Source organism: Bartonella sp. AA23NXGY, assembly GCF_042197165.1.
GTDB lineage: Bacteria > Pseudomonadota > Alphaproteobacteria > Rhizobiales > Rhizobiaceae > Bartonella.
Map to the genome: position 1 here is coordinate 78,900 of NZ_JBHIRO010000002.1, position 14,787 is coordinate 93,686.

Consider the following 14,787-nt stretch of genomic DNA (forward strand, 5'->3'; position numbering starts at 1 on the left):
ATGACGTTTTTTTCTATTCCTGAAGCCGCTCTTGATGCACAAGCAACAGCAACACATCCCCAAAAAAACGTGTGGGTTTCTGCAAATGCTGGATCTGGAAAAACCCACGTTTTAAGCGAACGTGTTATCCGTTTGCTTTTAAACGGCACGCCTCCAGCACGTATTTTATGCCTTACTTATACAAGAGCTGCTGCTGCTGTTATGCAATCACGAATTTTTCGCACGCTTTCCAGTTGGAATGAGCTCGATGATGCACAGCTGCAAGAAACCTTAACACGGTTTGAAAAAAAGCCTGTTAATGCGCAAAAACTAACTTATGCACGACAACTCTTTGCGCGTGCCCTCGAAACGCCTGGTGGCTTAAAAATTCAAACGATTCATGCTTTTTGTGAAGCTCTCTTACATCAATTTATGTTAGAAGCCAATATTGCAGGGCATTTTGAATTTCCCGATGATATCGGTCGAAAAAAATTACAACAAGAATCCCGTCGCGAACTTTTAGCCCGTCGTGATGTACAACCTGCTTTGCAACAGTTACTTCAAGTTATTAGCGAACATACTTTTAACCAATTGCTCTATGAAGCAGTTGAAAAGCAACATAAATTGTCTGATTTTTTATCTTCTCTTTTATCTGAAAATGGAGAAGAAAAATTGCGCGCGCTTTTTAACTTAGCGCCCAATGAAACAAATCAATATCTGCTGGAACAAATTAAACAAACAGCGCGCCTTCCTCTTTATGCTCTTAAGCATTGTGAAACCAATGGTAATCAAAGCTTTAAGGATATGGTGGCAAAACTTTCCCAATTAGAAAAGGTGCATGATGAGAAAAATATTCTCAATATTATTTCTGATATTTATTTTACAATCAAAGGTGAGCCGCGTAATTTTTCAAATTTATCTCGTAAAAAATCAGACGAAATTTGGCCTTTTATTCAACAAATGCTTGAAGATAAACAAAACAAGCTTTCTGTTTTTTTAGAAAAATATCAATGCGCAAAGGTTGCCACTCTCAATATGGCTGCTTTTCAGCTCTGTGCTATTTATCTCAAAATTTATAAGAATCTAAAAAAGTCCAATGGCTTCTTAGACTTTGATGATCTTATTGAGCGTACACTTCATTTGTTACAGCGCAAAGGTGCAAGCCAATGGGTGCACTATAAACTTGATCAGGGACTTGATCATATTCTACTTGATGAAGCACAAGACACCAACCCTGAGCAATGGCAAATTATTCAACTGTTGGCACAGGAATTTTTTTCAGGGTATAGCCAACGAACAAACATACGCACTCTTTTTGCTGTTGGAGATGAAAAGCAATCTATTTATTCTTTTCAAGGCGCTGCTCCAGAAAATTTTGCTGCAAATGGACGAATTATTCAAAAAAAAGTGCAACAAACAAATCAGCAATTTGAAAAAATACAACTGCATTATTCTTTTCGCTCTACAGCAGATGTTCTTAAAAGCGTTGATCTTGTTTTTGAAACACCAGAAAACTATAAAGGCCTTTCGGCAGAAAATACAAAAACGGTGCATGAAGCTATCCGTGTTCATAGTCCGGGTGAAGTTATTATATGGGATGCCATTTCAAAAGAAACGAGTGAGTTTCCTCAAGATTGGCATGCAACTGTTAATCATTTAGATACACCTGAAGTCCGTTTAGCAGAAAAAATTGCTGAAACGATTGCCGACTGGTTACAAAAAGGCGAAATGCTTCCAGCAAAAGGACGCTTAATACGTGCAAGTGATATTATGATCTTGGTCCGTAAACGTGATCAATTTGTCTCAGCTCTTTCCCGTGCTCTTAAACACCGTAATATTCCCGTAGCAGGGGCTGATCGTTTACAGCTTACCAAACATATTAGTATCCGTGATTTAATGGCGCTTGCGCGTTTTGTTTTGCAGCCACAAGATGATCTTTCTCTTGCTTGTGTTTTAAAAAGCCCACTTTTTGCTCTTAGTGAAGAGGAACTCTATCAGCTTGCTGTACACCGCACCGGCTCTCTTTGGCAAAGTCTGTGTGCGCATACATCATCGCAGGTATCTGTTAAAGATGCTTTTGAGAAGCTAAACCATTATCGCGCTTTAGTGGATAAAATACCGGTTTTCGAGTTTTATAGCCATATTTTGAACAATGATAAGGGACGACAAAAAATTCTGTCTCGTTTAGGATCTGAAGCAAATGATGTGCTCGATGCTTTTATGGATTATACGCTCACTATTCAAAAAACAGGATTACCAGGATTACAAGCTTTTTTAGAAACATTAAGTGTCAGTGAACCAGAAATTAAACGTGAGTTTGACCAAAATCATGAAGAAATTCGCATCATGACTGTTCACGCCGCAAAAGGACTGGAGGCTGCTGTTGTATTTTTAGTTGATCCCGGTAGTGCGATTTGGCATCCCCAGCATTCACCTCACTTGCTTGAAGTTCCCTTGAACAATGCATATTTGAGTGACCAACAAGCTTTTATCTGGCGCCCTAATGCAGAATTCGATACAATGCCTTCTAAACAAGCAATTTTGCGTTTAAAAGAGCGTGCTGAAGAGGAGTATAGGCGCCTTCTTTATGTAGGAATGACACGCGCTGAAGATCGCTTGTTTGTTTGCGGGTATAAAGGTCCGAAAACGCCATCTCATACATGGTTACAACTGGTAAAGAGAGCTCTCGAACCACATGCGGTAGCTATAAAAGGTCCTGCGGAAGATATTGCAGCTTGGCGTTATTGCATTACACCGCCTTCTTCTACTTCTATAAACCAAAAAATTTCTTCCGTTGAGTGCCAAACACTTCCACCTCTACCAGACTTTTTCTCCCATAAAGTCCCAGCAGAACCGGTGCTCCCAAAACCGTTAAAACCGTCAGTGGCGAGCCTTTCCATTGAAGCTGATACAGAGCTATTCTCAAATCCAAAACAGTTTACCACTTCACCTGTTTTAGGAGCCATGAACACAAACAGAGCTTTTTCCATTGAATATGGTAATCTCGTTCACCGATTGTTACAGTATTTGCCCGATTGTCCCCCACAAAAACGTCGAGATTATGCTCGAAACTATCTCAATATCAAAGCCTCTCATTGGCATGAGAGCCAAAGAGAAGATGCTCTTTGCCATATTTGGAAAATATTAGATCATGTTTATCTCAAACCCCTTTTCTCTGAGCATTCACGTGCTGAGGTCTCCTTAATGGGTATTGTGAAAATTCGTGGAAAAGAACAAGCAATCTCTGGTCAAATTGACCGTCTCTACATCACGCAAAACAGCGTTATCTTTGCAGATTTTAAAACAGGAACCCCGCCAGAAAATGAAGCTGCTATTGCTTCCCATCATTGGTTGCAAATGGCTCTTTATCGAAAATTATTGCAAGCTATTCATCCCAATAAAGATATACAGGCTCTGCTTATCTACAGTAAAGAAGCCAAAATTTTTAAACTTCCTCCAGAAAAACTTGAGGCATTTCTTAGTGAAGTTGCCTTATAAGTTAGTCTTTTCCCTGCAAAGCATTTTTACACTTTATTTACTTTCATAAAATCGCTCAAACAAACACAACGCACAATCCCTGGTATAAAAAAGTCCTTTAATAATTTATCTTTGCAATAACTTGATATGAATTGTTATTATACCAATCTATAAAAGGTGAATATAAAGGATAAATCAATGACGTGTATAAAAGTTGATAAGGACAATTTCGAAAGTGAAGTTCTAACCTCTTCCACCCCTGTTGTGGTTGATTTTTGGGCAGAATGGTGTGGCCCTTGCAAAGTGATTGCTCCAATTTTGGATGAAATTTCAATAGAAATGCAAAATCAAGTTAAAATTGCTAAGGTAAATATTGATGAAAATCCGGAACTGGCTACCCAATACGGAGTACGTTCTATCCCTACATTACTAATGTTTAAAAATGGAAATATTTCATCGAATATGGTTGGCGCTACCTCTAAAGGACGTCTTTCTGAATGGATAAAAGATGGGCTTAGTTAATTCCACATATAATCACTATAAAGGAGAGAAATTTTGTCTCTCCTTTTGACTTTTTTAAAATATTCTTTTTTGCATTATATTATAATGAAAAGACAATAAAAATCAAAATTTTAAATGAATTTAAGAATTCGTGCTTTTATGCATGATTCAATTGACCATTTTTTATAAAAAATTGCTTTGTATGAAGAATATATGCAATTCTTTCCTTATAGGCGCGTTAAAAATATTGGGTGAATGATAATTTCATTAAAGGTATTTCTTCTTAGATAAGACTATTGAGATAGATAGTATTTTCAACACATAAAGGGAGATTTTAAGCAAAAACTTTGCAAATTACTTTTCTGAAGCTCACAATTTTTAAGCAGAAAGAGACAAGCAATTCACTACAGGTTATATAATGCTCTTATAAAGGGTTATCACTTCAATTTAAAATTCTCTTATACTATTCTCTAAAATCAAAATTGTAGGTATCAGATTCTCTAAAATAAATTGATGAATTTCTATAAATTAACGGCTGTCCTTTGCAATTTATGTCATTGTTATATAAAAGAGTCAGCATTTCGTTTCATCTTCCATGGTTGGTGCCTCCATGAAGCCTTCTTTATGTTGTCCATCATCTCAGATTTCATAGGTAGTACTGAGGTATTATCAAATTAAAAAATGATGATGTTCATGTTTTTTTAAAATGTACGAATTGTAAAAGACTGTTGCAAACATTCAATGGAATGTTGCGCTGATCTAACTGTTACATGACGCCCATGTTCTTTATAGTGTAAGGTGAGTGCAAAAGTGGCGAGTTCTAAAAGAGCTGTATTTCTTTCTGGCCATTCAACAAGTAAAATATTTTTCTCACGAGCTTCATGAAGCCCTAATTCATCAATTTCTTCTGCCATAGAAAGGCGATAAAGATCAGCATGAATAATTTCAAACTTTGGAAGTTGATAGCTTTGCACAAGAGTAAAAGTAGGGCTTGGAACATCTATAGTGTTATCGTTCGCAAGTGTTTGAATGATTGTACGTGCAATGGTTGATTTTCCAGTTCCAAGATCTCCTTGCAGCGTTACAAGATCTCCTGGCTTTAAAGAAAGAGCTAAATTTTGTGCAAAAAGCTTTGTTGCCTCTTCATTTTCAAGAAAAAAACTAAAATTCATTAAAAGTTCCATGAAATGGATGAAAAATTTTTGTTATCATAAAGGTTAAAATTAAAAAATCGTATCTCCTTTGGAGAGTGGGAAAAAACATTTAACTGTTGTTCCTTTTCCAGAACCGGTAAGAATTTCAACATGTCCACCGTGTAGTTCAACGAAACTTTTTACAAGGGAAAGGCCAAGACCCGCTCCCGCACGCCCACCATGGTGTGAATGGGAAGAAAAACGTTTAAAAATACGATCAAGAACGTCTTCTGGGATGTCAGAGCCCTGATTGTGAACGCTAAAGACAATGTTATCATCTTGTTCATCGACGCAAAATTCAATAGTACTCGCCTCCGTTGCAAAATTAATAGCATTACTCAGTACATTCACAAAAATTTGATGCAAGCGCTTTTCATCAGCAGAAATAGAATTTAAGGAAGGAGAAATTTGTTGTAAAAGCGTAATATGCCGTCCATTAAGGCGATCTTCTACACGTGCTACTGCTTGTATCATAGCATCGGCAATGTTAACCGATTTTATGTCCAACTCCATAATGCCTGCATCAAGGGTAGCAAGATCAAGAATATCGTTAACAATATTTAAAAGAGTTCCTGATTCTGAATGAATGTGTTCAAGATATTCTTGTTGACGTTCATTGATAGAGCCGAAAATTTGATCACGTAAAATATCCGAAAATCCAATAATATTGGTGAGAGGTGTGCGTAATTCATAAGAAACATGTTGGACAAATTCATTACGCAAACGATCAGCACTTTCTAATGCTTCATTTTTTTCTTGAAGAGCACGCGCAACATGGACAGTGTCCGTAACATTCACAAAAGTAAGCATCGTTTGTCCATTAGGAAGAGGGACCAGAGTATAGTCAATAATCATATCATTTTTAAGATCTATACGACCTGAAAATGTTTCACGTTTTTCAGCAAAACCGGTAATGAACTTGGTAAATTGATCCCATTCTTGCCCCAAGGTTAAGGCTGAACAATGGCTTTGTAACTGTGTAATATGGGTTCCTTCTACCAGTAAATTATAAGGAAGAGACCACAATTTCGACAAGGCAGGATTCGATAAGCGAAGGCGTCCATCAGTACCAAAAACGACCACACCTTCAGAAAGTTTATCAAGTGTTTCACCTTGTATTTTAATAAGTGTATTATAACGGCGCTCAAGATCAATTTTTTCAGTAAGGTTTTCGTAAAGCCAAGTGACACCTCCTTGTGGATGAGGGTTCGAGACAACACGCACTGTACGCCCATCTGGAAGATTCCAAATTTGTTGGTTCGATTCTGTTTGCCAATAGGCTTTTAAAAGTTCTTCTTTCCATGCGCGCCAATCAGGGTGTTCAGCAATGAGCCCCTTTTCACGTAAACGTTCAAGAAACAATGTATGGCTTGGTTCACTTTCTAAAAAAGAACTCTCCAACGGCCATAAAATTTTGAAAGCGTGATTACAGAATTTTAATTTTTGGTTTGTATCAAAAATGGCTACAGCTGTTGAAATTTGGTCAAGTGTTTCACAATGACTTTGAAGAACATATCTTAATTCATGAGCAAGATTTTCATAGGCGCTGTCATCACGTGCAAAAGCTGCCATCCCTTCAGCTGTTGTAATACGTGTGAGATGAAAACGGTGCCGTTCTCCACCAATAACCGTATGAACATGTTCTTGAAAAATTGTTTCTGTTTCATCTGTTTTGCGTTGTGTATTTTCATTGAAAAGATCCCCCACGTCATCACTGTCTTCACGAAAGTCTGTCATTTCTCTAAAGGCGCGATTGATAAAACAAACTTTTCCTTCACAATCTTTTATCCATACGGGCTCTTGAATAAGATCAAGAAGATTACGCTGCATTCTCAGTTCAGTAAGAAGGCGGGCGATATCTTTCTGTAAACGAGCATTTTCACTCTGTTGTTTTGAGATATCTTGAAAACGAGCAATGGCGACTGTTCCTGCGATGACTCCTGTAACTTGTAGCAGTACATTGTTTGTGGTGGTGATAGAAAGATCAAAAGGGTGACATTTACAACGGAGTTGAGTCAATGCATAATCAAGTTCTCGCAGAGAATTTTCTTCAACCCAGAGCTCAAAACGCTGAAAATCTTTCTGATCGATTCCTATTTTTTGCAATGCGGAAAGAGCACCAACAACATGGGGTAAGGTTGTTGGATTTTCCCAAATAAGAAGGAATTGCTCGGTTTCTTCCAGAAGCCATTCATAATATTTAAGTTTTTCAGAAAAATTTGCCTGAATTATCTTCAAAGGCTTCTGTGCAGTTTTTTTTGCACGCACGGTAACAGCTAGGCACGTGAGAAGTGAAGCACAAGAAATTCCTCCACACAGCGCTAAAAGCAGCCATGGACCATTCGGCAAAGTGAAGAAAAATGGTAAATAACCTTCCAATGACTGAGAAAAAGCGCATGTTGGAGAAAAAAAGAAAAAAAGGCAAAGTATATACGTATAGATTCGGATCTCTTTTTGAGTTTTTTCTTTGGGGTTATAGTCACCAAAGCTGAGCACGACATCTTTCCCTTTTTTAACCCAAGGAAACGTATTAGTAACGGTAATGGTTTGGTTTATAAGGTCCTTGTGGTGAGACTCCAATATAAGCGGCTTGTTCTTCTGATAAAACACTTAATTTTATTCCTAACCGATCCAGATGTAGACGTGCAACCTTTTCATCAAGATGTTTAGGCAAAACAGTGACTTCATTTGTATAGTGTTCTGTACGGGTAAAAAGTTCAATTTGCGCTAAAACTTGATTGGTAAACGAAGCTGACATGACAAAAGAAGGATGCCCCGTCGCATTGCCGAGGTTTAACAATCGTCCTTCAGAGAGCAAAATGATGCGTTTTCCATCGGGAAAGGTGATCATATCAACTTGTGGTTTAATATTCGTCCATGGCAAATTTCTAAGGGCAGCGACTTGGATTTCGTTATCAAAATGACCAATATTTCCAAGAATACACATATCCTTTACTTGTCGCATATGATCTAAACGAACAACATCTTTATTGCCTGTTGTCGTGATGATAATATCAGCACTGGAAGCAGCATCATCCAAATTAACAACTTCATAGCCATCCATAGCGGCTTGAAGAGCGCAGATAGGATCAATTTCTGTTACTTTAACACGAGCCCCAGCACCAGAAAGAGATGCTGCTGAACCTTTTCCTACATCACCATAACCACAGACAATGGCAGTTTTACCAGCGATCATCACATCTGTTCCACGTCGAATACCATCGACCAATGATTCTTTACATCCATATTTATTATCAAACTTTGATTTAGTGACGCTATCATTAACATTAATAGCAGGAAAAGGTAGAAGTCCTTCTTTTTGTAACTGATAAAGACGGTTTACACCTGTTGTGGTTTCTTCGCTTACACCTTTAATTGCTGCGCGCTGTTGTGTAAAAAAACCTGGCGTTGCATCCATACGCTTTTGTATTTGTTTGAAAAAAATTTCTTCTTCTTCTGTTTTGGGATGCGATAAAATATCTTTATTTTGTTCTGCACGACTTCCCATTAAAATATAGTTTGTGGCGTCAGCTCCATCATCTAAAATAAGATTGGAAGGATTACCATCTGGCCATTGGAAGATTGCATCTATATAAGTCCAATATTCTTCCAATGTTTCACCCTTAACGGCAAATACAGGAATGCCAGTTGCGGCGATAGCTGCTGCTGCATGGTCTTGCGTAGAAAAAATATTGCTAGAGCTCCACCGTATATCGGCGCCAATTGCTTTTAATGTTTCAATTAAAACAGCTGTTTGAATTGTCATATGCAATGAGCCAGAAATACGCGCTCCGCGCAAAGGTTGGCTGGAAGAAAACTCCTTACGACAAGCCATCAAACCAGGCATTTCAGTTTCAGCAATATCAAGTTCTTTACGACCATAAGCGGCAAGTGCAATATCTTTGACAACAAAATCTTGAGCTGCCATTCTTCATTCCTTTAAAATAATTTTTTCCAAGACGGTAGGAGAAATTAAAAAAAAATGCAAGACAAGAAGAGGACTTCTTTATGTGAAAAAGCTCTTTTAAAATCTCCATAAATTTGTGCAACAAATATGCATTTATGGATCTGAGTAGTGATGTTACTGACGGAGTAGGAGATCTTCATGATAAGTTTTATTATATAAACAAAATTCTATCCTTTTCACGTAACTTTAAAGCTTTTAAAAGTCTCCAGAGGGAATACCTTTTAAATAATAAAAATGGTGCATTGCTTTACAGTTTTTATATTGATTTTTATGGGATAATATCGAAAGTAGTATACTCGTATTCTACTCACTTATGCGGTTGTTGAAAAAGGAAGAATTACTTTAATCTCATTATTAAGCTTTTTAGCAAAATAATATAAATGCAAAGCCATAGGCTATCATGTTTATGAATAGGCAATTCAGAATCGGTTCTTTAGGATTCCAATGTTGCATCTGCTCTTGGATAAAGACAGTTTATAAGAAGTGCTTTTCTCTTGTTTTCAACGATTTTTATCAAAAGATTATAGATATACGATTAAACATTTTTTGTGATACTGAATAGAGTATTTAAAATGTAAAAACATCACTCTATTGAACACTCTGATTTTAAAACTGCTAACAACGAGCGATGAATTATAAATCAAATAATTAACTCAGTTTTAGAAGAATTTATTCTAAACGAATAGGTTTTGGGAAAATTGACCATGTGGACGAAATCGCCAAAGATAACTTGGCAAGAATGCTGCCATTGCTCTGGGGGTAATTCCCACACCTTCTAGAGTATATCCATTCTCTATAGCTTCTTTAGAAACAATGTTATCCATTTGCAAAAAACGTATCTGATTGGCTGTTACGAGTGTTGGTACAAAAGGCAATTTACCGACTGTTCCCAAAACTCCTCCAATCAATAGACCAGCAGAAAGGGGCATGGATAGGATTGTTTTTTTACGGTGAATAATTTTGAGTATATTTTCAAGAGTATTTTGGAAGGTGATAATCTGGGGACCACCAAGATCATAATTTTTTCCCCAAGCAACTTGTCCATCTAAAGCGCGCGCGATAAACTCAGCAACATCACCAACATACACGGGTTGCAATTTGCTTTTCCCACCTCCAAAAAGAGGCATAATTGGTAAAAAACGTGACAAATCTGCCAAGGTGTTAAAGAAACAGTCCTCTGGTCCAAAGATAACGGATGGACGGATAATAATTGCTTGAGGATGCTTGTTATGAATGATTTGTTCACCCATAAACTTAACACGTGCATAAAGACATGAAGCATTCTCGTTAGCCACAAGTGTTGACATATAGATTAGCGGAATACCAGTTTCTGCTGTTAATTCAGCAACATTGTAAACACCATCAATTTGTGTTTTTTTAAAATTCGATTGATTTGCTTGTTTTAAGCTACCAGGCAAAAACACTGCCGCATCAGCTCCAAGCAATGCGCGTGCAACAGAAGCACGATGCTTGATATCTGTTTTAAGCATTTGGGTTTGTCCTACTTCTCCTATTTGGAGCATGTAATAAGCTTTTTGTGGACAACGAACAGCGATACGAACGCGATATCCCCGCTTAGTCAAAGTTTCAACGACATGTCGTCCTACAAAACCGGATCCGCCAAAAACAGTAATGAGTTTAGGATGTTGATAAAGTGCACAATCAAGTTGCATGATTAAAAAGTCTATCTTTCAAAGCTTTAAAAATAGCTAATTATCTAGCACGGTGGTGTTTTATTGTCACGCAAAATATCACCCGCAAGATAAAGAGAACCACTAATAAGGACAATAGCCTCTTTATATTCCATTTTAATTTTATGCAAAGCATCTTGTAGGTGCGCTTTTGGGGCAGCAGGGATTCCTACTTTTTGGGCTGATTCAGCTAAGTCTGTTGGAGAGATACTGGCATTATTGTCAAGCAGCGGTATCGTATATACTTTATCGACAAGGTTAGCTAAAGGACGAAAATAACCGACAGCATCTTTGGTATTAAGCATGCCAGCAATCATAATAATGGGGCGATCTGTTTTTTTTCTCCATTGTGTAAGTTCTGCCGCAATAACTTTTCCTGCAGCAGGATTGTGACCACCATCTAACCATAAATCAATATCAGGAGATAGTTGATCAACCAAAAGTCCTTGGGTAAGATGCTGCATTCGTGCGGGCCAATAAATATTTTTTAAAGCGTCATTTATGGTTTGTTCTGAAAGTTGAAAACCCGCTTGATAAACTGCTTCAAGAGATGCACCAGCATTGGCAACTTGGTGGTCTCCAATAAGGTTAGGAAGGGGAAGATCCATGAGACCTTGATTGTTTTGAAAAACCATACGTCCATGTTCTTTATAACTTTGATAATCTTGATCAAAGAGAGCATAAAATGCTTTATTTTTATTAGCAAGGGGTATTAAAGTAGCAAGAGTTTCTTCATAATTTTGCTTCCCAATGACTACAGGAACGTTTGGTTTGATAATCCCTCCTTTTTGAAAAGCGATTTGAGCAATTGTATTTCCAAGAAAGCTCTCATGATCATAATCAATGGGCATAATAAGCGATACAGCTGGTTTGTTAACGACATTGGTAGCATCAAAACGTCCTCCCAATCCAACTTCTAAAATGACAACATCAGCTGGATGTATACTAAACAACATAAAGGCAGCGGCTGTAAAAATTTCAAAAATAGTAATCGGCTCTTGACGATTTACTTTTATAATTTCACGGATTGTCTCAGCCAATTGGTTTTCTGTAACAAGTTGACCACCTCCTTTTTGACCTAACCGGCAGCGTTCATTCCAGTTGACGAGATGAGGTGAGCTATAAACATGAACGCGGTATCCTGCATTTTCCAAAAGAGCACGGCAAATTGCTGAAGCAGATCCTTTGCCATTTGTTCCAGCGATGTGAATAACAGGGGCAAGTTTTAAATGTGGGTTACCAAGACGCTCTAAAAGGTGAACAATACGCTCTAAGGAAAGATCAAATTTTTTCGGATAATTTTTTAGTAAATCATCCACCACCCTTTGTATTTGACTTTGTTGCATAAACTTAAGCTGCTTTTGTCCTAGAAAGCGATGTTTGAGAGTCTGTTGGGGATGGATCGGAAGGGTTAAAAACAGCAGGGCGTTTCATCATCAAGCGTAAAATACGCGCAATTGTTGTTTTCATTTCTAAACGCGATACAACCATATCAATCATACCATGTTCAAGCAGATATTCACTACTTTGAAAACCTTCTGGTAGAGTTTCGCGTATAGTTTGTTGAATCACACGTGGACCAGCAAAACCAATCATAGCGCCAGGCTCGGCAATGTGAATATCACCAAGCATGGCGTAAGAAGCAGTAACACCACCGGTGGTTGGATTAGTCAGCACAACAATATAGGGAAGCTTTGCTTCTTTCAACATTTCAATCGCTACTGTTGTACGGGGCATTTGCATCAACGAGAGTGTTCCTTCTTGCATGCGTGCACCACCAGAAGCAGCAAAAAGAACCAGCGGACGCCTTTCAGCAATGGCAGTATCAAAAGCTTTGATAATAGCTTCTCCTGAAGCCATACCAAGTGATCCACCCATAAAGGCGAAATCTTGAACAGTTGCAATAATTGGCAAACCCTCAATCGTACCACGTGCACTTAAAATATTGTCATCAACCCCAAGTTTAGAACGATAATCTTTTAACCGGTCAATATAGCGTTTTTCGTCACGAAATTTTAAAGGATCTGTTACAACTTTTGGATTTTCAAGAGCTGTATAAACACCATCATCAAAAAAATGCATGAGACGATTTTTAGCACTGATACGCATATGATGACCAGAATTGGGAGCTACAAATTGATTAGCTTCCAGATCTTTATGGAAGACCATTTCACCACTGGTAGGATCTTTAATCCATAGATTTTCTGGAATTTCACGGCGCCCCAATATAGAGTTAATTTTAGGACGAACATAATTTGTAATCCAGTTCATCTTTATAACCTTCCTTTAAATATTGTGCATCTTTTGCATGATTTGAAAGAATATAGAACTTAAGCAGTCACATTTGCTTTACCGGTTGAACAAAGGAGTCTATTTAATACTTTTATCAGTGTACGTATAGCTTGTTTTTTAATTTTTAATTTTTCCCATATTATAACAATCATATGCATCATGAAGAGTATTCCCTATAATAAATTTCTCATAAGTTTTAAGAACTTACATGTTTGTATTTTTTACTTTGGTGTTAAAATTTACTCCTTGCGATGGTTAACAAACGCCTTATTTTTTAATAAAAATGAATATCCAATTAATCATTCGTATCAACAGTTTTGAAGAAAAGAAACCTTATAATATAAGGCGCTAACAAGGCTAAAATAATCCATTAAAGATAATGAATACAATAACGCTATATTAGCGAAACGCTAACATCAGAGCAAGATTTTTTTCAAAAGGTTTCTTTAAAGCGCACGCTTTTTACAATTAAAATAGAATACGCTCAAAATACCATTATATTACTCATTTACGTGCTTGTTTTACACAGATATCTTTCAATAATTTCCAAAACTCTCTTATGAAGAATATACACTCTCCATGAATGGTATAAAAGACATTATGCTATCCGTTTTTACTGAAATAGAAGGTACAAAGCGGCACCATCATACTCTTTTTCAGTTTTCAATACGACGATAATGTTTGCATTAAGAGGATTCATATAAAGATATTTCACGCCTTTTTGAAAGTACTTTTATCCGCACACCACCTCCGTTTATGATATATTAACAAACGATTTCAATTGATCCAATATGAATAGGATTAAAATGAGAAACCCTCATAATATTTAGGTTTTTCACTCATGTTGTGAAACGATAAGTTATCATTATAAATCAATATATTGCTTTAATAAAAGATAAAGCATAAAATTTTATATTATGCTTTCTTTGGCTGGCAAGTTTTATTAACCTTAAAGTCAAGGAACACTATTTTTGTGTAATGCGTGCTATGGTCTTTTGGGAAAGCATTTTGTGTAAATGTGTCATAAAGGCGGCGGCAAAAAGCGGTGTTGCTAGATTAATAATAGGAATCGAAACAAAAAGCGCTATCAATAATCCTGCGCCAAAAACTGTTGTGTAATGAGTATGTAAAAAAGCACGCGCATTTTGCTCTGTTCGAAAACGGTAAGCCGCAAACAAGAAATATTCATGACCGAGCAAATAACCATTAATAAGATAAAAAGCAATTAAATTAATACCTGGTATGAAGAATAAAATAAAAGCAATTCCATTACCAAGAAGGCTTAAAATAACAAATTTAAAGGAAATGATAAGAGAACGCTGAAACGGCAAGGCTTGTCCAATAGGCTCGTTTGGGTAATCCTCCTTTTCAATGATTTCAGCAGCAGAGTCAATGAAAAAACCACCAATCATAGCTGTGATGGGTGCAATCAAAAAAGCCAACAAAAGAGCCAACCCAAGATTAAAGATGATAAGCATGCTAAAACCAATCCATCCCGCCCAACTAGGGAGTCCAGGAAGAAATTGAGCAATCCAGGGCCAAAAGTAAGACACAAAAAGTTGGTGCACACATAACCATAAAATGGTGAGAATGAAAAAAGTAACCCCCAATGCTTTCAGTATCATAATACGATATTGCGAGGTCAGAAGACGTTGTAAAGCACGATAAGCAGCAGTAAAAATCATAG

General features: G+C 37.1%; 9 protein-coding genes. 2 read left to right on the forward strand and 7 right to left on the reverse strand.

Features of this window, described 5'->3' with window-relative positions:
* Together addA and trxA are read left to right on the forward strand one after the other, a co-directional pair.
* Positions 1-3,477: a double-strand break repair helicase AddA gene (gene addA, locus ACFINY_RS01515; RefSeq protein WP_375611360.1), complete on the forward strand. Its 3,477-nt coding sequence runs from the start codon at positions 1-3 to the stop codon at positions 3,475-3,477.
* A 177-nt stretch (positions 3,478-3,654) separates the two neighbouring features.
* Entirely contained in the window at positions 3,655-3,978 is a 324-nt protein-coding gene (gene trxA / locus ACFINY_RS01520; protein ID WP_375611361.1) for a thioredoxin, read from the forward strand.
* Between the two features lie 680 nt (positions 3,979-4,658).
* Here the strand turns inward: trxA and tsaE are convergent.
* The 7 genes from tsaE to ACFINY_RS01555 all read right to left on the reverse strand — a co-directional run bounded on the left by tsaE (position 4,659) and on the right by ACFINY_RS01555 (position 14,785).
* Positions 4,659-5,129 carry a tRNA (adenosine(37)-N6)-threonylcarbamoyltransferase complex ATPase subunit type 1 TsaE gene (tsaE, locus tag ACFINY_RS01525; RefSeq protein WP_375611362.1) on the reverse strand — a complete coding sequence of 157 codons (471 nt, stop codon included), beginning with the start codon at positions 5,127-5,129 and terminating at the stop codon, positions 4,659-4,661.
* 51 nt (positions 5,130-5,180) lie between these two features.
* Positions 5,181-7,646, reverse strand: coding sequence for an ATP-binding protein (locus ACFINY_RS01530; RefSeq protein WP_375611363.1), 2,466 nt, complete (start codon positions 7,644-7,646; stop codon positions 5,181-5,183).
* Between the two features lie 34 nt (positions 7,647-7,680).
* Positions 7,681-9,078 (reverse strand): adenosylhomocysteinase, encoded by a 1,398-nt coding sequence (gene ahcY, locus ACFINY_RS01535; RefSeq protein ID WP_375606120.1) that lies wholly within the window; start codon positions 9,076-9,078, stop codon positions 7,681-7,683.
* A gap of 713 nt (positions 9,079-9,791) precedes the next feature.
* On the reverse strand, positions 9,792-10,790 hold the full coding sequence (locus tag ACFINY_RS01540) for a complex I NDUFA9 subunit family protein (RefSeq protein WP_375611364.1): 999 nt from the start codon (positions 10,788-10,790) through the stop codon (positions 9,792-9,794).
* 44 nt (positions 10,791-10,834) lie between these two features.
* On the reverse strand, positions 10,835-12,154 hold the full coding sequence (locus tag ACFINY_RS01545) for a bifunctional folylpolyglutamate synthase/dihydrofolate synthase (RefSeq protein ID WP_375611365.1): 1,320 nt from the start codon (positions 12,152-12,154) through the stop codon (positions 10,835-10,837).
* A gap of 4 nt (positions 12,155-12,158) precedes the next feature.
* Positions 12,159-13,079: an acetyl-CoA carboxylase, carboxyltransferase subunit beta gene (gene accD / locus ACFINY_RS01550; protein WP_375611366.1), complete on the reverse strand. Its 921-nt coding sequence runs from the start codon at positions 13,077-13,079 to the stop codon at positions 12,159-12,161.
* 986 nt (positions 13,080-14,065) lie between these two features.
* Positions 14,066-14,785 carry a sulfate transporter family protein gene (locus ACFINY_RS01555; RefSeq protein WP_375611367.1) on the reverse strand — a complete coding sequence of 240 codons (720 nt, stop codon included), beginning with the start codon at positions 14,783-14,785 and terminating at the stop codon, positions 14,066-14,068.
* Between the last annotated feature and the right edge of the window lie 2 nt (positions 14,786-14,787).

Coding starts and splice junctions, on each gene's coding strand:
- addA (WP_375611360.1), top strand. CDS start 1: ATGACGTTTTTTTCTATTCCTGAAGCCGCTCTTGATGCACAAGCAACA.
- trxA (WP_375611361.1), top strand. CDS start 3,655: ATGACGTGTATAAAAGTTGATAAGGACAATTTCGAAAGTGAAGTTCTA.
- tsaE (WP_375611362.1), bottom strand. CDS start 5,129: ATGAATTTTAGTTTTTTTCTTGAAAATGAAGAGGCAACAAAGCTTTTT.
- ahcY (WP_375606120.1), bottom strand. CDS start 9,078: ATGGCAGCTCAAGATTTTGTTGTCAAAGATATTGCACTTGCCGCTTAT.
- ACFINY_RS01540 (WP_375611364.1), bottom strand. CDS start 10,790: ATGCAACTTGATTGTGCACTTTATCAACATCCTAAACTCATTACTGTT.
- ACFINY_RS01545 (WP_375611365.1), bottom strand. CDS start 12,154: ATGCAACAAAGTCAAATACAAAGGGTGGTGGATGATTTACTAAAAAAT.
- accD (WP_375611366.1), bottom strand. CDS start 13,079: ATGAACTGGATTACAAATTATGTTCGTCCTAAAATTAACTCTATATTG.
- ACFINY_RS01555 (WP_375611367.1), bottom strand. CDS start 14,785: ATGATTTTTACTGCTGCTTATCGTGCTTTACAACGTCTTCTGACCTCG.